Origin of the sequence: Micromonospora sp. LH3U1 (assembly GCF_028475105.1) — a bacterium.
GTDB lineage: Bacteria > Actinomycetota > Actinomycetes > Mycobacteriales > Micromonosporaceae > Micromonospora.
On sequence record NZ_CP116936.1, the window covers coordinates 5,259,802 to 5,279,366 of the forward strand.

A 19,565-nucleotide genomic window follows, 5' to 3' on the forward strand; every position below is an offset into this window, starting at 1 on the left:
CGGGACGAGTCTCCCGCCCAACGCCGCAGGAAACCGTAATGTGGATCACTCTCTCAGCGGAAGTCACGGGAGGCGGGACTGACCGGTGGCTCGATGGCGTCCAGCCGATCGGCGACGAGGTTGGTCACTCCCTCGTGCCGCTGCAGCCGCCCCCGGACCACCAGTGCGGCGCTGGTCCGGGCGACCCGCCGGTAGCGCTGCCACAGCCCCGGCGAACAGGTGACGTTGAGCATCCCCGTCTCGTCCTCCAGGTTGAGGAAGGTGACCCCACCCGCGGTCGCCGGGCGCTGCCGGTGGGTGACGATGCCGCCGACCCGGATCCGTTGCCCGGGCTCCACCCGGCCGAGCCGGGCGATCGGCACCGCGTCGAGCACGTCGAGCTGACCCCGGATGAACCGGGCTGGGTGGCTCTCCGGCGACAGCCCGGTGGCCCACACGTCGGCGACCAAACGGTCCACCGCCTCCATTCCGGGCAGCGTGGGCGCCGCCGCGCCGGTCACCGTGCCGGGCAGCCGGCCCGGCCGGTCCTGGGCGGCCGCACCGGCGGCCCAGAGCGCCTGCCGCCGGGTCAGCCCGAAACAGGCGAAGGCGTCCGCGGTGGCCAGTGCCTCCAGTTGCGCGGCGGTGAGACCGACCCGCCGGGCCAGATCAGGCATGTCCCGGTACGGCCCACCGGCGGCGCGTTCGGCCTCGATCCGCTCGGCCACGTCAGGGCCGAGGGTACGCACGCCGGACAGCCCGAGTCGGACGACCGGCCCGCCCAGCCCCCAGGCGTGCGGCGGCTCCCCCGGCCCGCTGCCCCACCGGGTGTCCGGGGTGGACTCCAACACCGCCTTGGCCCCGCTGGCGTTGATGTCCGGCCGGCGCACCTCCACCCCGTGCCGGCGGGCGTCGTCGACCAGGGTCTGCGGTGAGTAGAAGCCCATCGGCTGGGCGTTGAGCAACGCGGCCAGGAACGGCGCCGGGTGGTAGCGCTTGAGCCAGGAACTGGCGTAGACCAGGTAGGCGAAGCTCATCGCGTGGCTCTCCGGGAAGCCGTAGCTGGCGAACGCGGTGAGCTTGCGGTAGACGTCGTCGGCCAGCTCGCCGGTGATGCCCCGCTCGGCCATCCCGACGTAGAGCCGGTCGGCGATGCGGGTCATCCGCTCGACCGACCGTTTGGCGCCCATCGCCCGGCGCAGCTGGTCGGCCTCGGCGGCGTCGAAGCCGGCCAGGTCGATGGCGAGCTGCATCAACTGCTCCTGGAACAGCGGCACACCCAGGGTCTTCTCCAGGGCGTTGCGCATCAGCGGGTGCGCGAAGGTCACCGGCTCCTGGCCGTTCTTGCGCCGGATGAACGGGTGCACCGAACCGCCCTGGATCGGGCCGGGCCGGATCAACGCCACCTCGACCACCAGGTCGTAGAACTCGCGGGGCTTGAGCCGGGGCAGGGTGGCCATCTGGGCACGGCTCTCCACCTGGAACACCCCGACCGAGTCGGCCCGGCAGAGCATGTCGTAGACCTCCGGGTCGTCCAGGGTCATGTCACCCAGGTCGAGCCTGGACCCGATCATGTCGTAGCCGTAGTGCAGGGCGGAGAGCATGCCGAGGCCGAGCAGGTCGAACTTGACCAGGCCCACCGCGGCGCAGTCGTCCTTGTCCCACTGGAGCACGCTGCGCCCGGGCATCCGCCCCCACTCCACCGGGCAGACCTCGATCACCGGCCGGTCGCAGATCACCATGCCGCCGGAGTGGATACCCAGGTGCCGTGGGAACGTCTGCAACTCGTTGGCGTACTCCACCACCTGCTCGGGGATGTTCTCGACGTCGACCGTGGCGACCGAGCCCCACCGGTCGATCTGCTTGCTCCAGGCGTCCTGCTGCCCCGGCGAGTAGCCGAACGCCTTGGCCACGTCCCGCACCGCCGACCGGGGCCGGTAGGAGATGACGTTGGCGACCTGGGCGGCGTGCTCCCGGCCGTAGCGGGTGTAGACGTGCTGGATCACCTCCTCCCGACGGTCGGACTCGATGTCCACGTCGATGTCCGGTGGGCCGTCCCGCTCCGGTGCGAGGAACCGCTCGAAGAGCAGCCGGTGCCGGACCGCGTCCACATTGGTGATCCGCAACGCGTAGCAGACCGCCGAGTTGGCCGCCGAACCCCGACCCTGGCAGTAGATGTCCTGGTCACGGCAGAACGTGACGATGTCGTAGACCACCAGGAAGTAGCCGGGGAAACCCAGCTCCTCGATCATGTTCAGCTCGTGGTCGAGTTGCGCGTACGCCGTCGGGTGCGCCTGCGGCGGCCCGTAGCGCTCCCGCGCCCCGTCGGCGGTCAGCTTCCGCAGCCAGCTCATCTCCGTGTGCCCCGGCGGCACCGGGTACGCCGGTAGCTGCGGCGCGACCAGTTGGAGGTCGAAGGCCAACTCGGCGCCGAACTCCGCGGCCCGCGCCACCGCCCCCGGGTACGCGGCGAACCGGGCCGCCATCTCCACGCCGCTGCGCAGGTGGGCGGTGGCCGCCGCGGGCAGCCAGCCGTCGATCTCGTCCAGGCTGCGTCGGGCCCGGACGGCGGCGACAGTGGTGGCCAGCCGACGCCGGCCAGGGCTGGCGTAGTGCACGTTGTTGCTGGCCACCGTCGGCAGCCCGGCAGCGGCGGCCAACTCGGCGAGCGCGTCGTTGCGGTCGGCGTCGACCGGGTGACCATGGTCGGTCAGCTCCACCGCCACCGTCTCCGCACCGAAGAGCGCGGTCAGCCGGTCCAACTCGCGGGCCGCCGCGTCCACCCCCTCGGTGAGCAGCGCCCCCGGCACGTGCCCCTTGCGGCAGCCGGTCAGCACCAGCACATGGTCGCGGAGCTCCTCGGCGACCTCTTCCAGCTCCCCGTAGACCGGGCGGCCCTTCTCCCCACCGCGCAGCTGGGCGCGAGCGATGGTGGTGGCCAGCCGGGCGTACCCCTCATGGCCGTGCGCGAGCACCAGCAGGTGCGCGCCGTGCGGGTCGGGTTCGCCGTTCTGCGGGCCGGGCAGCCCGAGGGAGAGCTCCGCGCCGAAGATGGTCGGCAGGCCCAGCGTACGAGCCGCCTCGGCGAAGCGGACCACCCCGTAGAAGCCGTCGTGGTCGGTGACGGCGAGCGCGGTGAGCCCCAGCCGGGCCGCCTCCTCGGCCAACTCCTCGGGGTGGCTGGCACCGTCGAGGAAGCTGAAGTTGGTGTGCGCGTGCAGCTCCGCGTAGGGCACCACACCGTCGGGACGGGTCAGCTCCGGCGGCTGGTACTGCTCGCGCCGACGGGTCCAGGCCGGCGAGTCCCCACCGTCGGCGTCCACGGCGAGTGGGTCCACCACGTGCAGGTGCCGCTCGCCCCGGCTCCCCCGATCGTCGCGGCTCCCCCAGTCGTCGCCAGGCCGTCCGGAGAGCACCCGTTCCAGCTCCGACCAGGGCATCTTCGGGTTGTGGAAGCTCACCAGCCCGCCCCCGGACCGACCACAACCGGCTTGATCCACTCGACATCATGAAAGTCGGGCTGTCCGAGGAGGTGGGATACCCCGACTTCCGGAATGTCGAGTCGATCATGGCCAGGGCGGCACCCGGCTGAACACTCAGTCATAGATCGCCTCCACCAGCCACTGCCCGGCCTCGACGGCGAGCAGCAGGGCGGTGCCATCGGCCAGGCAGACCTGGAACCGGGCCCGCCGCCGAGCCTCGGCGGGGGCCCACCACCGCTCGTCCACCGGCCACGGACCGACCCAGCCGACGATCTCCGCCGGCCGGCCGGTGCCGACCACCAGCCGGGCGGGCGGAGCACTCACCGCCAACCGCGCGCTGATCACCACCGCCTCGCCAGCGGCGTCGTGCACGGTCGCGGCGAGCGGGCTGGGCAGCACCACCGCCGGTGCGGGCGCGGCAGCCGACCCGGCCACGGCGGAACTTCGCCCCCACTGCGGCCAGCAGGCTGACCGGTGCCCGCAGGCCGACCGGCACCGACAGCCCGGTCGCCGCCCACCGCCCGGCCGCCGCCGGCAGCACGGTCAGCGCTGCCAGCCCGGTCAGCGCCCGCAGCCCGGTCGCCGCTGGCAGCCCGGCCGCCGCCGGCAGCCCGGCCGCCGCCCACAGCCCGGTCGCCGCCGGCAGCCCGGCCGGTGCCGGAAGCCCGGCCAGCGCTGACGGCCCGGTCGGCGCCGCTGGTGATCGGCTCGCCGGGCAGCGGTGGTGGGCCGGGGCGGGCGGGGAGGCGTTCGTCGCCCCACGGCACCAGTCGCACCTGGTCGGCCGGGGAGCGCCCACCCCCGAGCACCGCGGTGACCACCGCTTCCGGGCCGAGGATGCCCTGCACGCGGCTCAACGCCCGGTGCGCTCGTTCCCGCTCCTCGCCGGTCTCCCCCCACAGGCCGGCTTGTAGGCCGGCCTGGGCGATCACCCCGTCCGGGATCAGTCGCAGCCGGATGATGCCGGCCGTCGGTCGGGCCGGTCGGGCGCCGGTGCGGCCGTTGCTGCCGGAGAGCCAACCGTCGAGCTGCCAGCGCACCCGGTCGGCGATGGCCGCGGCGGTGAGCAGGCCATCGTGCCGCCACACCCGGTGCAGCTCCTGCCCGTGCTCGGTGACCGCCTCGATGCCGAGCCGGGTGCAGGCCAGCCCGTGCCCGGCCAGTCGTTCGTGTAGCTGCTCAGCCAGTGCCCGGGCCACGAACGCCGCCGCGTCGACCCGGTCGATCGGCTCGTCGTGCTCGGCGGTCACCGTCAGGTCGGCCGGCGGCTGCCGGACGGCGAGTGGGCGGTGGTCCCGCCCGGCGGCCAGCCGATGGGCCAGTGCACCGTCGAACCCGAACCGGGCCAGCACGTCGCCAGCCGGCAACGCGGCGAAGTCGCCGAGGGTACGCACACCCAGCCGGCGCAGCAGGTCGGCCAACGCCGACCGGCCGAGCGCCTCGACCGGCAGCCCGGCCAGGAACTCCGGTGTCCCGCCCGGTGCCACCACCCGACCGGCGCGGGCGGCCAACCCGGCCGCGAACACCCCGTCGGCGATGCCGACCTGACTCTCCACCAGGCACGACTGGGCGACGTGCTCGATGATCCGCTCGGCGGCCGCCTCCTCGCCGCCGAGGTAGCGGCTCGGCCCCCGGGCGGCCACCGCGCAGGCGCCCGGACGGACCACCTCGACGCCGGCGACCAACTCCTCCACCGCGGCGACCACCGGCTCGAACGCGCGGGCGTCCCGGCCTGGGTCGTACTCCACGACGGTGAGCTGCGGGCAGCGCCCTGCGCCTCCCGCTTGCGCAGCCCTCGACGCACCCCCTCGGCGCGGGCCCGCTCGGAGCAGGCGACCACCCGGTTGGCGTGCAGCACGGCGACCGGGCCGGTCGCCGGCACCCCGTCGACGATCTCGGCGGCGAGCACCGGCCAGTCCGGGCACCACAGCAGCAGAGCCCGTGCCGGCGAGCCGGTCACCGCAGCCCACCCGGGCCGGACTCGCACCTGACCGCCGATGTCACGCCGGACCGACCAGGGTGAGTGCGCTCTGGCGGGCGGTGTCGGTGCGGGCCCGGTCACCGGCTGGTGGCACCGGACGGGGCCGGCCGGCGAGCGGCGCGGCCGGGCGGCCCACGGTCGACGGCACCATGCGGGGGATCACCCGGGTCAGCTCGTCACCCGGGAGCCAGACCTTGATCTCCTTGGGTCGGGCGGCCGCCCCGCGCCCGCGCGCCGAGACGGTGACCTCCCGGCGACGCAGCCGCCCCCGGCCCTGCCCGAGCCCTTCCCAGACTCCACGGACCACCTGCAGTGTCACGTCCGCGCCGTCCCACCGGCCGTACGGGACGAGCACGCTGCCGCGCTGCCGGGCCCGGGCGGCCAACCGGGTGGCGACCGAGGCGGAGACCGAGGCCGGCACGGTGGTGACCACGACGTCCACCCCGTCGATCAGCGCGGCGACCACGGTGGCCCATTCGGGGCCGGGATTCGGCACCAGGGCCAGCCGGTCCAGGGCGATGCCCAGCTCGGCGGCCGCGCCCGCACCGAACGTCGGCACACCGACCACCGCACACCACGAGCCGGCCCGGGACGCCTCGGCGAGCAGGGCCAGCATCAGCGAGGTGCCACCGCTGCGCTGGGACTGGCCGGCGGCAACCGCGATGGTGCTGCCCCGGCGCAGGCCCCGGTTGGGCAACAGACCGGTCAGCTCGGGCACCACCGGCAGCACCCGGTGGCCGCCGACCGGGTCGGGTGCACTCGCCGGGCGCACCAGATCGGCCAGTGCGGCGGAACCGACCACCATGCGGCCCGCCATCGGACCAACCCCCCGTCGTTGCTGTGGTTCAGATCAGGACCGGCACGCCGTGCCACCGGCCGCCCGGCTCCCCGCGGGGCGGCCGGTGGCACGGCGGGATCATGCGGCGAGGCCGTCCAGGGCCGGTTGGTGGGCCACGCCGAGCGCGGTCTCCACCACCGTGACGAACTGTTCGGCAGCGCGGAGCAGATCGTCGGCCTCCCGGGCGCTGACCACACGGGGGATGCCGGCCTCGGCGGCGGCGCGCTTACTGGCCCCGGCGGCGAAGAACCGGGACCACTCGTCGAGCTCCGGAGCGACGGCGCAGAGGAGGACCCAGACGCTGGTGATCCGGTTGCGCCGACTCGGCGCGGGCCGGGCGCGGGCGGCGAGCAGGGCGGCCGCCGCGCGCAGCGCCGCCAGGTGGGCAGCCGCGTAGCGCAGACCGTCAGGTCGGGTCTGGCCGGCCTCGACCAGCCCGCGCCGGGCCAACGTGAGGAGCTGGGCGGGGGTGCGATGTGGCAGCACGTGCGCCGGCACCGTCGGTGCCTGAGCCGGGTTGGTCGGCATGGATGTCTCCTCCACGTGGCCGGGCGTCGACTCGGCGCGCTGGTGCCGCCGATGAGACGCCGAGGTCGGGTGGTGCGGAGGAAGACGCACCGGGTGTGGCCGGCCGGGTGTGGATGCTTCCCCACACCACACCCGGCCGGCGTACCGGCGGGGTCGTCGCCCGCCGCCCGGGGGTCGTGGGCGGCGGACGACGCTCCTGCCTGTCGGGACCAGGCTCGCGACTGCCCGGAAACCCAGGTGCGGCCCGCGGAGCCACACCGCCCGGAGCTGGCGCCGCGAAACGCCGCGCTCCGGCTGGTTGGAACGGGCGTTCGAGGCAATCGAACACTCGTTCTAACTGCTGCTGACAGTACACCTCCCCTCCGACGAAAATGCAACGTGTGACGCGCTGGGCTCGCCGGCCGGGTGAACCTGGGTGAACCGACACCGGCGGACCGGGAAGAATGACGACCATGCAGCCACACCCGAACGTACGAGCGGTGCAGGACGCGCTCACCGCCGCCGGCACGCTCGACGGCGCCGGTGAGCCCAGCACGGTCCGCCTGCTGCCCGACGCGGTGCACACCGCTGCGGTGGCCGCCGAGGCGCTCGGCGTCGAGGTCGGCCAGATCGCCAACTCGCTGATCTTCGACGCGGACGACACGCCGCTGCTCGTGCTCACCTCCGGCGCACACCGGGTCGACACCGCCGGCCTGGCGGCGTCGACCGGGGTCACCCGGCTGCGCCGGGCCACCCCGGAGTTCGTCCGAGCGCACACCGGGCAGCCGATCGGCGGGGTCGCCCCGCTCGGGCACCCGCACCCGCTGCGCACCCTGGTGGACACGGCGCTGGCGGCGTACCCCGAGATCTGGGCCGCGGGTGGCGTACCGCAGGCGGTCTTCCCGACCACCTACGCCGAGCTGCTGCGGGTCACCGCCGGCAGCCCGGCCGAGGTGGCGTGAGCACGGCTCCGGAGCTGGTCACGCTGCACGTGTGGCGGACCTCTCGCGGCGCGCTGCCCCGGGCGCTGACCCGGATGGCGGTGGACCCACGCCGGTTGCGCGCCCTCCCGGGCGTCCGGTTCGGCAAGCTGCTGGGCACCGGGACCGGCACCGACTTCGGGCCGAGGGACGCCGACCTGACCCGGTGGGCGGCGCTGACCGTCTGGGACTCCCCGCCGCGGCGGCCGGCTTCGACGACTCGTCGGTCGGGCGCGCCTGGGCACGCATCGCCCGCGCCCAGGTCCGGATCGACCTGCGCCCGCTGACCAGCCGGGGCGAGTGGTCCGGCCAGCGGCCGTTCGGCGACCCGTCGGGCGGCCGGGTCACCGGCCCGGTGCTGGCGCTGACCCGGGCTCGGCTGCGGGCCCGCCGGGCAGCCACCTTCTGGCGGGCGATCCCCCCGGTGGCCGCCGCCCTGCGCGACGCGCCCGGGCTGCTGGCCCGGTTCGGGGTCGGGGAGGCGCCGCTGGGTTGGCAGGGCACGGTGAGCGTGTGGCGCGATCCGACGGACCTGGTGGCGTTCGCGTACCGTCACCCGGAGCACCGGGCGGCGATCATGCGAACCCCCACCGCGGGCTGGTACGCCGAGGAGTTGTTCGCTCGGTTCGAGGTGCGCGACGTGGTCGGCGACCGGACTGTGCTCGGGTGGGTCGCCGACGGCGGCCCGGAAACGGTGAAGGGTGGAGGGGCATGAGGTTGGTGCGCTGGACGCCGGACGATCTCGTCCGGCGGCTGGACGACGTGGTGGCCGTCTACGGCGAGGCGATGGGATACCGCACCGACCTGCTGGAGGCCCGTCGCGGCTACATCGCCACCCATGTCCGCCGGCCGGGTTTCCGGGCGGTCGCCAGCCTGACCAGTGAGGGTCACCTCGCCGGATTCGGCTACGGCTACCTGGGCGCCTCCGGCCAGTGGTGGCACGACCAGGTGCACCGAGCATTGGACGCTCCGGCCCGTACGCGCTGGCTCACCCACTGCTTCGAGGTGGTCGAGCTGCATGTCCGGCCACCGGCGCAGGGGCACGGCCTGGGCACCGGCCAGCTGCGCGCGCTGCTCGGCATGGCCGAGGGCGACACCACGCTGCTGTCCACCCCGGAGGCCGACGAGCAGACCTCCCGGGCCTGGCGGTTGTACCGGCGATTCGGCTTCGTCGACGTGCTGCGCAGCTTCCACTTCCCCGGCGACGAGCGTCCATTCGGCGTACTCGGTCGGGACCTGCCGCTCGAGCCACCCGCGTCATGACCCGGCGGATCTCCTGGACGCTGCTCGCCGTCCTGGTGCTCGCCCAGATCTGCTACCCGCTCACCACCGGCGCCACCCGGGCCGGGCTCACCGTGGCCACCGTCGTTCTCGGTTGGCTGCTCTCGGTCGGCCACGCGCTGCTCAGCCGGGGTCCGCGCGTCGCGGCGGCGCTGGTCGCGGTGGCCACCGGCGGCGGGTTCGCGATCGAGGCGATCGGGGTGGCCACCGGTGTGCCGTTCGGCAGCTACGACTACTCCGGCGAGCTGGGCCCCAAGCTGGCCGGAGTGCCGCTGATCATTCCGCTGGCCTGGACCTGGATGGCCTGGCCGGCCTGGCTGGCGGCGGTCCGGCTGACCGGCGGCACCGGCTCGCCGGTCGGCAGCGGGTCACCGGTCGGTCGATGGGTGGGGAGGATCGCGCTGGCCACGGTGGGGCTGGCCGCCTGGGACCTCTTCCTCGATCCGCAGATGGTGGCTGAGGGCTACTGGGTCTGGCGGGACGCCACCCCGGCGTTGCCCGGCCTGCCCGGCATCCCGGTCAGCAACTATCTGGGCTGGCTGCTCTTCGCGGTGCTGATGATGAGCGCGCTGCGCCCGCTGGCCGGGCCGGCCGCCGAGCACACCGATCGGCGGGACCACCCGATGATCGCGCTCTACCTGTGGACGTACTTCTCCAGCATCCTGGCCCACGCGGTCTTCCTCGACCTACCCGCCTCGGCGCTCTGGGGCGCGGCCGGCATGTCGGTGACCGCCGTGCCGCTGGCGGTGGCCCTGCTGCGTGCCCGCCGGGGCCGTGACTCCGTTCGGGCGGACCACCAGCCGCACCGCCCCGGCGTCGACGCGACCCGATGATCGTCCTGCTCGCCCTGCTGATCGCCGTCGCCGCGTTGACCGGGCACACCTGGGTCAACGCCGCCCGTTGGCTGCGCCGGCCCACGGACCAGCCCGACGAGGTCGACGAGCCGGTCGCCGTGCTGCTGCCGCTGCGCGACGAGGCCGCCCGGGTCACTCCCTGCCTGCGCGCCCTGCTCGCCCAGCGCGGCGTGCCCGGCCTGCGCGTCGTCGTCCTCGACGACGGCTCCACCGACGGCACCGCCGACGTGGTCCGCGCGGTGGTCGGTGAGGACCCCCGGGTCACGCTGCTCACCGGGGTCGCCCCGCCGCCGGGCTGGCTGGGCAAGCCGCACGCCTGTTGGCAACTGGCCAACCGGGCCGACCCGGACGCCACCGCGCTGGTCTTCGTCGATGCCGACGTGGTGCTCGCCCCGCACGCCGTGGCGCGGCCGTCACCGAGCTGCGCGCCGCCCGCGCGACACTGCTGTCGCCGTACCCCGGATCGTGGTGGCGACGGCGGCCGACCGGCTGGTGCAGCCGCTGCTGCAGTGGCTCTGGCTGACCTTCCTGCCGCTGCGCGCGATGGAGCGCTCGCCGCGGCCGTCGCTGGCCGCGGCGGGCGGGCAGTTCCTGGTGGTGGACCGGGCCGGCTACACCGCCGCCGGCGGGCACGCCGCGGTCGCCGACAAGATCCTGGAGGACGTCGAGCTGGCCCGGGCGGTCAAACGGGCCGGTGGGCGGATCGCCCTGGCCGACGGCTCCCGGCTGGCCACCTGCCGGATGTACGACGACTGGCCGCAACTGCGCGACGGATACTCGAAGTCGCTCTGGGCGTCGTTCGGGCACCCGGGCGCCGCAGCGGCCGTGCTGGCGTCGCTGCTGCTGCTCTACACCGCCCCGCCGCTGATCGCGCTGGGGTTCGCATCGACAGCTCCCCGGGTGTCAATGGTTGCGCTCATCGCATACCTGCTCGGGGTGGCCGGGCGGGTGCTCACCGCACGAGCGACCGGGGGCCGGTGGTGGCCCGACGCACTCGCACACCCCGTGTCGGTCGTGGTCCTCGGTTGGTTGACCCTACGGTCGTACCATCTGCGAAAGCGGCGCCGCCTGACCTGGCGGGGCCGCCCGGTCAGCTAGGAGGCGCGGCATGGCGCGGATCGTGGTCGTCGGCGCCGGGGTGGGTGGCCTCGCCACCGCCGCCCGGCTGGCCTCCACCGGGCACCAGGTGACCGTCTTCGAGCGGGCCGACACGGTCGGTGGCAAGCTCGGCCGGTACGCGCACGACACCCCGGCCGGGTCGTTCCACTTCGACACCGGGCCGAGCCTGCTCACCCTGCCCGAGGTCTTCCAAGACCTGTTCGAGGCCACGGGGGCGAAGCTCGACGAATACCTGGACCTGGTCCCGCTGGACCCGATCGTCCGGCACGTCTTCCCCGGCGGTGGCCCGACGCTGGACTCGTGCGCCGACCCGGTGGAGTTCGCCGCCCGGATCGGGGCCGCCTTCGGTGACCGGGCGGCAGCCGACTGGCAGCGGCTGTGGCGTCGGGCCGCGCGGGTGTGGCACGCCTCTGAGCGGGACATCCTGCGCCGTACCGTCGACTCCCCCCGCGACCTCGCGTCGCTGGCCTGGCGCGTCGGCGACCTGGCCGCCATCGCCCCGGGCCGCACCCTGCGCGGATTGGGCCGTCGACACCTGTCCGACCCGCGGCTGCGGATGCTGCTGGACCGGTACGCCACCTACACCGGCGCCGACCCACGCCGGGCGCCGGCGGCGCTGGTCGCGGTCCCGTACGCCGAGCTGACCTTCGGCGGCTGGTATCTGCGCGGCGGGTTGGGCACCCTCGCCGACGCGCTGCTGACGCGCTGCCTGGACCTCGGCGTGGTCGTGCAGACCGACGCCACGGTCACCCGGATCGACGCCACCGGCGGTCGCGTGCACGGGGTACGCCTCGCCGGCGTCACCGCGCCGGTGCCCGCCGACGTGGTCGTGGCCAACGTGGACGCGCTCACCGTCTACCGTGACCTGCTGCCGCACCCCCGTCGGCTGGCCGGGCTGACCGACCGCAGCCTCGCCGGCTTCGTGCTGCTGCTCGGCGTCTCCGGCGACACCGGGCTGGCCCACCACAACGTCTTCTTCCCGGACGACTACGACGCGGAGTTCGACGCGATCTTCGGCGACCCCGGGCGTGGCGTACGGGCCCGGCCGGCAGCCGACCCGACGGTGTTCGTCACCGTGGCCGACGACCCGATGGTCCGCCCGGCCGGACATGAGGCGTGGTTCGTGCTGGTCAACGCCCCTCGGCAGGGCACCGCGGCAGGTGCGGTCGACTGGCGACGCCCAGGGCTGGCCGACGCGTACGCCGACCGGATCCTGGACGTGCTGGCACGGCGCGGCGTGGACGTGCGCGACCGGCTGCTGTTCCGCGAGATCCGCACCCCGGCCGACCTGGACGCGGCGACCGGGGCGCCAGGTGGCTCTATCTACGGCACCGCCGGCGGGCTGCTCCGCCCCGCCAACCGGGGCCCGGTGAACGGGCTGTGGCTGGTGGGCGGCTCCACCCACCCGGGCGGCGGGTTGCCGATGGTGACCCTCTCCGCGCAGATCGTCGCCGACGAGATCGGCCCCGCCTGGTAGGGCGGGCCGCTCAACAGGGCACGGACGCTCAGCCGGCGTCGATCAGGGCGCGCCGGATGCTGGAGAGCAGTTGCCCCAGGCCGAAACCGGCCAGCAGCACCCACACCGCGGTCGCCATGGTGATGGTGCCGGCGGCCAGGTCCGGCTCGATCAGCCCGGCCAACCCGGCGACCAGCAACCCGACCAGCGCCACCGAGACCCGGGTGGGGCGTTCACCCACGGTCACCGCACCGATGTCGCGCATGCCGGCGGCGACCGCCCGGGCTCGGACGTACTCGTGCAGCCAGGACAGCGCGCCGCCCGCGACGACCAGCGCACCCGGCGCGCCCACCAGCCAGAACGCCAGCAACCACGCCACCTCACCGAGCCGGTCGGCGACCGAGTCGTAGACGTAGCCGAGCCGGGTGGTGCGGCCGGTGGCGACCGCCACCGCGCCGTCCACGCTGTCCGCCACGGCGGCGAGCAGCACGAACAGCGCACCGAGGAACGGTCCGTTCCCCGGCCGGGTCACCAGCAACGGTACGCAGAAGCAGAGCAGCACCCCGGCCACGGTGACCGCCGTGGGGCTGACCCGCAGCCGGCCCAGCACATACCCGACGTGGTACGCGAACCGCAGCCAGGCGCGCACCACCGGCGCGGCGACCCGGGGGTCGAACCCGCCGTGCAACCGCGCCCACGCCGTGGCGTACTGATCCCAGTTCAGCTGTGTGCCCACCACGGATCAACCGTCATGCCGGGCATCAGGTGTCGCAGGCTCAACGTTCACACCCGCGCGCCGGCCTTCAGGTTCTGCCAGACCTCGCGGGTCGCGGTGGACCGGTTGAGGGTGATGAAGTGGATCCCCGGCACACCCTCGTCCAGCAGTCGGCGGCACATCTCACTGGCCTGCTCGATGCCGAGCAGGCGGACGGCCTCCGGGTCGTCGGCGACGCGTTCGAAGCGGGCCGCCAACGCCGGTGGGAACGGCGCACCGGACAGCTGCACGGACCGCTCGATGGTGCCGATCTGGGTCACCGGCATGACCCCGGCCAGGATCGGGGTGTCGCAGCCGGCGGCGGCCACCCGATCACGCAGCCGCAGGTAGTCGTCGGCGTCGAAGAACATCTGCGTGACCGCGAACTCGGCGCCGGCACGGCACTTGCGAACGAACTGCGCGGTGTCGCTGGCCACGTCGGGCGAGCGGGGGTGCTTGTACGGGAAGGCCGCCACGCCGACGCTGAAGTCGCCGGCATCGCGCACCAGGCGGACCAGGTCCTCGGCGTAGTCCACACCGTCGGGGTGGCGGATCCACTCACCGCCCGGGTCGCCCGGCGGGTCGCCGCGGACGGCCAGCACGTTACGCACTCCCACCCCGGCGAGCCGGCCGACCACGTGGCGCAGCTCGGCGACGGAGTGGTTGACCGCGGTCAGGTGGGCCATCGGCAGCAGGGTGGTCTCGGTGGCGATCCGCTCGGTCACCGCCACGGTGGTGTCCCGGGTCGAGCCGCCAGCGCCATACGTGATCGACACGAACGACGGGCGCAGCGACTCCAACTCGCGGATGGCCTGCCAGAGCAGCCGCTCCCCCGCCTCGGTCTTGGGCGGAAAGAACTCGAACGAGAAGGTCGGTTGGCGCTCACGGATGAGCTCCCCGATCGCCGGCTGCGGATTGGGGAGTACCGAGGGGAGACCGAGCGCCACGACCCGACTCTAGCGGGCAACGCCACCATGACCCAGACGCTTCCCACCCCGGCGGCCGATGTCGCCCTACGCGCCCAGGCCCGGCCGGCGGAAAGGCGTCGTACCCCCGGGGTAGGAATGGGTGGTGTGGGAGGGGCGGCGGGGGCGGCCCGGGTCCCGCGCGGGGGTCAGCAACCGAGCGGTGACGCCGGCCCCGCCCGGTCGGGCGGGTGGGTCGTCACCGCGCCGACGCCCGCCAGGAGGACCCATGACCCCGCCCGCATCGCCACGCCCAGCGCAGCTCGGGCCGCTGCTGGCCCGGCGCCGGCTGGCCCGTGGCTGGAGCCAGCAGCGCGCCGCCGCCGAGTTGTGTGCCGCCGCCGGGGTGCCGACGCTGAGCCGGCACGAGGTGTCCCGGTGGGAACGACAGCGACGCGTGCCCGGCGGGTTCTGGCTCGGCTGGCTCGCCGTCGTCCTGGACGTGCCGCTGGTGGCGCTCGCCGAGGCCGCCGCGGCCACCCGTCGGGCCGGCGCGACGCGAGCCACCGGACCGGGCCGCGTCCCGGTGGCCGGCACCCGACCGGCCGGGCGGACCGGCCCCGGCCGCACCGGTGGGACTACGCGTGGCGGTAGCGCGCGGGCTTCGGCGACCCGCTAGCGTCGAGGCGTGACCCACGCTGCTCCCGTGTCTCCCGTCGACCGTGCCGGCCTGCGGCAGCGGGTCGACAAAGCCCTCACCGAGTTCCTGGCCGGCCAACGTGTCCGGCTCGCCGCCGTGGACGACGCCCTGATCCCGGTGGCCGAGGCGATCGAGGCATTCGTGCTCGGCGGCGGCAAGCGGCTGCGTCCGGCATTCGCGTACTGGGGGTTCCGGGGCGCCGGTGGGGTGGACGGCGACCAGGTGCTCACGGCCCTGGCCGCACTGGAGTTCGTACAGGCCAGTGCCCTGATCCACGACGACCTGATGGACCGCTCCGACACCCGCCGCGGCGAGCCCGCGGTGCACCGGCGGTTCGCCACGCGGCACCGGGAGGCCGGCTGGGGCGGTGACCCGGACGGCTTCGGCGACGCCGCGGCCATCCTGCTCGGCGACCTCTGTCTGGTCTGGTCCGACGAGCTGCTGCACTCCTCGGGACTGGACCTGTGGTCGTTGGCCCGGGCCCGGCCGGTCTTCGACGAGATGCGCACCGAGGTCACCGTCGGGCAATATCTCGACGTGCTGACGCAGGTCACCGGCGACACCTCCGTGGAACGGGCCAGCAAGGTCGCCCGGTACAAGTCCGCGAAGTACACCGTCGAGCGTCCGATGCTGCTCGGGGCCGCGCTGGCCGACGCGACGGCCGACGTGCGGACGGCCTACTCGGCGTACGGGCTGCCGCTCGGCGAGGCGTTCCAGCTCCGCGACGACGTGCTGGGGGTCTTCGGTGACCCGGCGCTGACCGGTAAGCCGGCCGGGGACGACCTACGCGAGGGCAAGCGCACCTACCTGGTGGCGGCGGCCGTGGAGGCCACCGACGACGCGGGCCGCGAGCTGCTGCTCAGCCGGCTCGGCGACCCGGAGCTGGACGAACAGGGGGTGACCCGACTGCGCGAGTTGATCTCCGCGAGCGGGGCGCTGGCCCGCACCGAGCAGCGGATCGTCACGCTCACCGATGCCGCCCTGGCGGCACTGACCGCCGTCGACCTCGACACCGAGGCCCGCCAAGCCCTGGTAGACCTGGCCATAGCCGCAACCCGCCGAGCCGACTAACCCCCAACCCCACCCCCGGCCCCCGCGTTGATCATGAAGTTATTGCCACGACACGCCGAGCAAGCTGGCAATAACTTCATGATCGACGGGGGAAAGGGGGGCCGGGGTGGTTAGAAGCCCAGGGCTTGGGCTCGGCGCTTTACCTCTCGGGCCTGGTCGCCGGACAGGGCCGCGGCTGGGGTGGCGCCGGGAAGGGTTTCATCCGGCTCGTAGAGCCAGCGCAGGGCAGCCTCGTCGTCGTAGCCATTGTCGGCGAGCAGGTTGAGCACGCCGGGCAGGTGCTTGAGCACGGTCTGGTTGGCAACCAGGTCCATCGGGATCCGGCGGATGCCGTCGCGGCGGACCGCCAGCAACTCCCGGTCACGGATCATCTGGTGCACCTTGCTGATCGACACGTCGAGGCGCTCGGCGACGTCGGGCAGGGCCAGCCAGCCGGCCGGGTCGGTGGGTCCGGCGGGCTCCAGGCCGGGCGCGGCCTGGTCGGGTACGGGTTCGGTCACCCGACCACCCTGCCACGCCGCCACCGCGACGAGACACCGGCACCCCGGACGATCGATCGCGGCCCACTCTCGTGATCGCCGCTGACCAGCGGATGAGGGGCGGCAAGCGCAGCAGGACCGACCAATTCGGCGTACGGCTGTAGCATCCTGTTCAACCTTCACCCCTTGGACACATAGACTCCCTGCCGATGGACACACAGGTCGCCGACACGTTGCTGGGCTCGCTGATCGACGGGCGCTACCGCATTCGCGGTCGCGTGGCCCGTGGTGGCATGGCGACCGTATACACCGCCACCGACGAACGCCTTGAGCGCACCGTCGCTGTCAAGATCATCCACCCGACCCAGGCGCCCGAGGCTCGAGCCCGGATCGCCAACTTCGTGGCCCGGTTCACCGACGAGGCGAAGACCATCGCCCGGCTGACCCACCCAAACGTGGTGGCGGTCTACGACCAGGGCACGCACGCCGGTCTGCCGTACCTGGTGATGGAGTACGTCCGCGGCCGCACGCTGCGCGACGTGCTCGCCGAGCGACGCCGTCTCAACCCGGACGAGGCGCTGGCCATCGCCGAGCAGATGCTCGCCGCGATCGCCGCCGCGCACCGGGCCGGTCTCGTGCACCGCGACGTCAAGCCGGAAAACGTACTTGTCGCCGAGGCGCCTACCGGTGGCGTCACCAACCTTGTCGACAGCGTCGTCAAGGTGGCCGACTTCGGGCTGGCCCGGGCGGTCGAGGCTAGCGCCGACGAGGAGCAGGGCAACCAGCTCATGGCCACCGTGGCGTACGTCGCCCCGGAACTGGTCACCGAGGGCCGTGCCGACCCGCGCACCGACGTCTACTCGGCCGGCATCGTGCTGTTCGAGATGCTCACCGGCCGTGTGCCGTACGACGGGGACCGCCCGGTGGACGTCGCCTGGCAGCACGTCGACCGGGACGTACCGGTGCCCTCGACGCTGGTGCCCGGCCTTCCGCCGGTCCTCGACGATCTGGTGCAGCGGGCCACTCGGCGCAATCCCGGCGCGCGGCCCGCCGACGCCGGCGCACTGCTGGCCGAGGTTCAGGTGGCCCGGGATCGCCTGGGCGACGACAACACCCGCACCGCAGTGCTCCGCCCGGTGACCGACGACGCACCGCTCTCCCAGCCGACCATGGTGGTCGCGACGGTCCGCCCGTCCAACCGTCCGGCCTGGGCGCGGCTGCCCGAGGGGGCAGCAGCCAGGGGCCGGGTCGGCGTCGGGCCGCTCCGGAGCCGGCGGAGGGCCTGGGGGCCCGGCTCGCCGCGCTGCGCACCACGATGCTGAGCAACCCGCGCAATCGACTGGCCGTCGCGGCCGTGGTGGTGACGCTGGGCCTGGTGGCCGCCGTCGGGGGTTGGTGGTTTGGCGCCGGCCGTTACACGGACGCTCCGCAGCTGGTGAGCCTGAACAAGGCCGAGGCGCAGGCGCTGGCCGACCGCGCCGGGCTCGTCCTGAAGTACGGTGAGCCGCGCTTCGACGAGAAGGCCCCGAAGGACAGCGTGCTGGGGCAGAGCCCGGCGTCCGCCACCAAGATCGTCAAGGGTGGCACGATCACCCTGACCCTCTCTCTCGGCCCGGAGCGTTTCCCCGTGCCGGACGTGATCGGCAAGGAGTTCGAGCTCGCCGAAGCCGACCTGGTCAACGTGAAGCTGGTGGTGGCCAGGGGTGCCGCCCGCTACGACGACAGCCTGCCGGCCGGGGTCGTGGTGGACAGCTCCCCCAAGGTGGGCACCGAGGTCAAACCGGGTGCCAAGATCACCCTCATTCTGAGCCGGGGTCGAGCGCCGGTGACGGTGCCGAACCTGGTCGGCAAGAGCCTGACCGAGGCCCGGACCATCCTGGCCCAGCGCAACCTGGTGCTGGCGGAGACCTACAAGGACTCCGACAAGCCCAGGGACGAGATCCTCGGCCAGAGCCCGGCCGACGGCGCCGGCGTGGAGAAGGGCACCCAGGTCAAGCTGGACGTCAGCAAGGGCCCACCGCTGACCGTCATGCCCCGGGTGATCGACCTGCCCTGCCAGCAGGCCAAGCAGGTGTTGGAGAGCCAGGGCTTCCCGGTGACCATTGCGCTCAACCCGAACGCCGTGGTCCGGATCCAGGTCCCGGGCGAGAACTCGCAGGTGCCGCCGGGCACCCCGGTCGCCATCACGTGCTTCTGATGCCGGCGATCAACTCGCGGCCGGTTGGCGCGCACACTTCGACCTCCGGTGGGCTGGCGAAAGCCGCCCTGCCGTACGCCGACGCGACCGGCGCCCAGGTCGTTCAGGTCTACGTCTCCAACTCGCGGGGCTGGGCGCTGCCCAGCGGTGACCCCGTACAGGACGCCCTGTTCCGCGACGGCTGCGCCGAGCGGGGCATTCCGGCGTTCATCCACGCCTCGCTGCTGGTCAACCTCGGCTCGCCCACCCCGGCCACGGTCGAGAAGTCGGCGCAGACGCTGGCGCACGCGCTGCGTCGGGGCGTGGCGATCGGCGCGCAGGCGGTGGTGTTCCACGCGGGCAGCTCAGTGGACGAGGGGCACGCCGAGGCGGCGATGCGACAGGTCCGCCAGGAGTTGCTGCCGCTGCTCGACTGGGCCGCCGACGCCGGCGGACCGATGCTGCTGGTCGAGCCGAGCGCGGGCGGTGGCCGGTCACTCGCCTCCCGGGTGGAGCAGCTCGGGCCCTACCTGGACGCGGTGGACCGGCACCCCATGCTCGGAGTCTGCTTCGACACCTGCCACGCCTGGGCGGCCGGCCACGACCTGGCGGCCGAGGGCGGCATGACGGCGACCCTGGACACCCTGATCGACACGGTCGGCGCGGACCGGCTGCGGCTGATCCACGCCAACGACTCGAAGGATCTGTGCGGCTCGACCCGGGACCGGCACGAGAACATCGGCAAGGGCACCATCGGGGAGCCCGCCTTCGCCGAGCTGATGGCCCACCCCGCCACCGCCGGCGTCCCGATGGTCGTGGAAACCCCGAGCGAAAAGCACGTCGGCCACGCCACCGACATCACCACCCTCACCCGCCTAACCCCACCTGCCTAACCCCGCCCCCCTGCCCCCATGCACGTCCCCCACCTCCGGTGATCAAGAGGTTTGCGTCAGATTCCGGTCTCCGGATGACGCAAACCTCTTGATCACCGGGCTCGCAGAGG

Annotated in this window: 14 protein-coding genes and 5 pseudogenes; 11 read left to right on the forward strand and 8 right to left on the reverse strand. The window is 73.9% G+C overall.

Features of this window, described 5'->3' with window-relative positions; all coding sequences use genetic code 11:
- Positions 1-53: 53 nt before the first annotated feature.
- From PCA76_RS23940 to PCA76_RS23945, 3 genes and pseudogenes are all read right to left on the reverse strand, one after another.
- The gene (locus tag PCA76_RS23940) at positions 54-3,440 is read right to left on the reverse strand and encodes an error-prone DNA polymerase (RefSeq protein WP_272612701.1); all 3,387 of its coding nucleotides are present in this window, start codon (positions 3,438-3,440) and stop codon (positions 54-56) included.
- A gap of 135 nt (positions 3,441-3,575) precedes the next feature.
- A pseudogene (locus PCA76_RS32885) lies at positions 3,576-4,092 on the reverse strand (DNA polymerase Y family protein); the annotation flags it as partial.
- A gap of 73 nt (positions 4,093-4,165) precedes the next feature.
- Positions 4,166-5,343: pseudogene (locus PCA76_RS23945) on the reverse strand (DNA polymerase Y family protein); the annotation flags it as partial.
- Between PCA76_RS23945 and PCA76_RS23950 the strand changes: the two are divergent.
- Positions 5,246-5,452 (forward strand): hypothetical protein, encoded by a 207-nt coding sequence (locus PCA76_RS23950; RefSeq protein WP_272619822.1) that lies wholly within the window; start codon positions 5,246-5,248, stop codon positions 5,450-5,452. The pseudogene PCA76_RS23945 and the gene PCA76_RS23950 sit on opposite strands and share 98 nt — an antisense overlap.
- A 9-nt stretch (positions 5,453-5,461) precedes the next feature.
- Here the strand turns inward: PCA76_RS23950 and PCA76_RS23955 are convergent, their stop codons facing one another.
- Together PCA76_RS23955 and PCA76_RS23960 are read right to left on the reverse strand one after the other, a co-directional pair.
- On the reverse strand, positions 5,462-6,259 hold the full coding sequence (locus PCA76_RS23955; RefSeq protein WP_272612702.1) for a hypothetical protein: 798 nt from the start codon (positions 6,257-6,259) through the stop codon (positions 5,462-5,464).
- Between the two features lie 99 nt (positions 6,260-6,358).
- Complete coding sequence (locus PCA76_RS23960) at positions 6,359-6,808, reverse strand: SAV_6107 family HEPN domain-containing protein (RefSeq protein ID WP_007463070.1); 450 nt, start codon at positions 6,806-6,808, stop codon at positions 6,359-6,361.
- Positions 6,809-7,260: 452 nt separating this feature from the next.
- On the opposite strand from PCA76_RS23960, the gene PCA76_RS23965 reads away from it, so the two are divergent.
- The 6 genes and pseudogenes from PCA76_RS23965 (at position 7,261) to PCA76_RS23990 (ending at position 12,498) form a co-directional block, all read left to right on the forward strand.
- A complete protein-coding gene (locus tag PCA76_RS23965; protein ID WP_272619573.1) occupies positions 7,261-7,749 on the forward strand; it encodes a YbaK/EbsC family protein in 489 nt (162 codons plus the stop codon).
- A pseudogene (locus tag PCA76_RS23970) lies at positions 7,746-8,482 on the forward strand (monooxygenase). Before PCA76_RS23965 ends, PCA76_RS23970 begins: the two are co-directional and overlap by 4 nt.
- Positions 8,479-9,030, forward strand: a complete 552-nt coding sequence (locus PCA76_RS23975) for a GNAT family N-acetyltransferase (protein ID WP_272612703.1) — start codon at positions 8,479-8,481, stop codon at positions 9,028-9,030. Before PCA76_RS23970 ends, PCA76_RS23975 begins: the two are co-directional and overlap by 4 nt.
- Positions 9,027-9,881 carry a carotenoid biosynthesis protein gene (locus PCA76_RS23980; protein WP_272612704.1) on the forward strand — a complete coding sequence of 285 codons (855 nt, stop codon included), beginning with the start codon at positions 9,027-9,029 and terminating at the stop codon, positions 9,879-9,881. Before PCA76_RS23975 ends, PCA76_RS23980 begins: the two co-directional genes overlap by 4 nt.
- Positions 9,878-11,000, forward strand: a pseudogene (locus PCA76_RS23985) (glycosyltransferase). Before PCA76_RS23980 ends, PCA76_RS23985 begins: the two are co-directional and overlap by 4 nt.
- Before the next feature lie 10 nt (positions 11,001-11,010).
- On the forward strand, positions 11,011-12,498 hold the full coding sequence (locus tag PCA76_RS23990) for a phytoene desaturase family protein (protein WP_272612705.1): 1,488 nt from the start codon (positions 11,011-11,013) through the stop codon (positions 12,496-12,498).
- A gap of 28 nt (positions 12,499-12,526) precedes the next feature.
- Here PCA76_RS23990 and PCA76_RS23995 read toward each other — a convergent pair whose 3' ends face one another.
- Both PCA76_RS23995 and metF read right to left on the reverse strand, forming a co-directional pair.
- Positions 12,527-13,216, reverse strand: coding sequence for a CDP-alcohol phosphatidyltransferase family protein (locus tag PCA76_RS23995; protein ID WP_272612706.1), 690 nt, complete (start codon positions 13,214-13,216; stop codon positions 12,527-12,529).
- Positions 13,217-13,260: 44 nt separating this feature from the next.
- On the reverse strand, positions 13,261-14,178 hold the full coding sequence (metF, locus tag PCA76_RS24000) for a methylenetetrahydrofolate reductase [NAD(P)H] (RefSeq protein ID WP_272612707.1): 918 nt from the start codon (positions 14,176-14,178) through the stop codon (positions 13,261-13,263).
- A gap of 247 nt (positions 14,179-14,425) precedes the next feature.
- Between metF and PCA76_RS24005 the strand changes: the two genes are divergently transcribed.
- Both PCA76_RS24005 and PCA76_RS24010 read left to right on the forward strand, forming a co-directional pair.
- Positions 14,426-14,815, forward strand: coding sequence for a helix-turn-helix domain-containing protein (locus PCA76_RS24005; RefSeq protein WP_272612708.1), 390 nt, complete (start codon positions 14,426-14,428; stop codon positions 14,813-14,815).
- Between the two features lie 9 nt (positions 14,816-14,824).
- Positions 14,825-15,907, forward strand: a complete 1,083-nt coding sequence (locus PCA76_RS24010) for a polyprenyl synthetase family protein (protein ID WP_272612709.1) — start codon at positions 14,825-14,827, stop codon at positions 15,905-15,907.
- A 110-nt stretch (positions 15,908-16,017) separates the two neighbouring features.
- Here PCA76_RS24010 and PCA76_RS24015 read toward each other — a convergent pair whose 3' ends face one another.
- Positions 16,018-16,407 carry an Rv2175c family DNA-binding protein gene (locus tag PCA76_RS24015; RefSeq protein ID WP_272612710.1) on the reverse strand — a complete coding sequence of 130 codons (390 nt, stop codon included), beginning with the start codon at positions 16,405-16,407 and terminating at the stop codon, positions 16,018-16,020.
- Positions 16,408-16,595: 188 nt separating this feature from the next.
- On the opposite strand from PCA76_RS24015, the pseudogene pknB reads away from it, so the two are divergent.
- Positions 16,596-18,583, forward strand: a pseudogene (pknB, locus tag PCA76_RS24020) (Stk1 family PASTA domain-containing Ser/Thr kinase).
- Positions 18,583-19,455 (forward strand): deoxyribonuclease IV, encoded by an 873-nt coding sequence (locus tag PCA76_RS24025; RefSeq protein ID WP_272612711.1) that lies wholly within the window; start codon positions 18,583-18,585, stop codon positions 19,453-19,455. Before pknB ends, PCA76_RS24025 begins: the two are co-directional and overlap by 1 nt.
- Positions 19,456-19,565 lie beyond the last annotated feature (110 nt).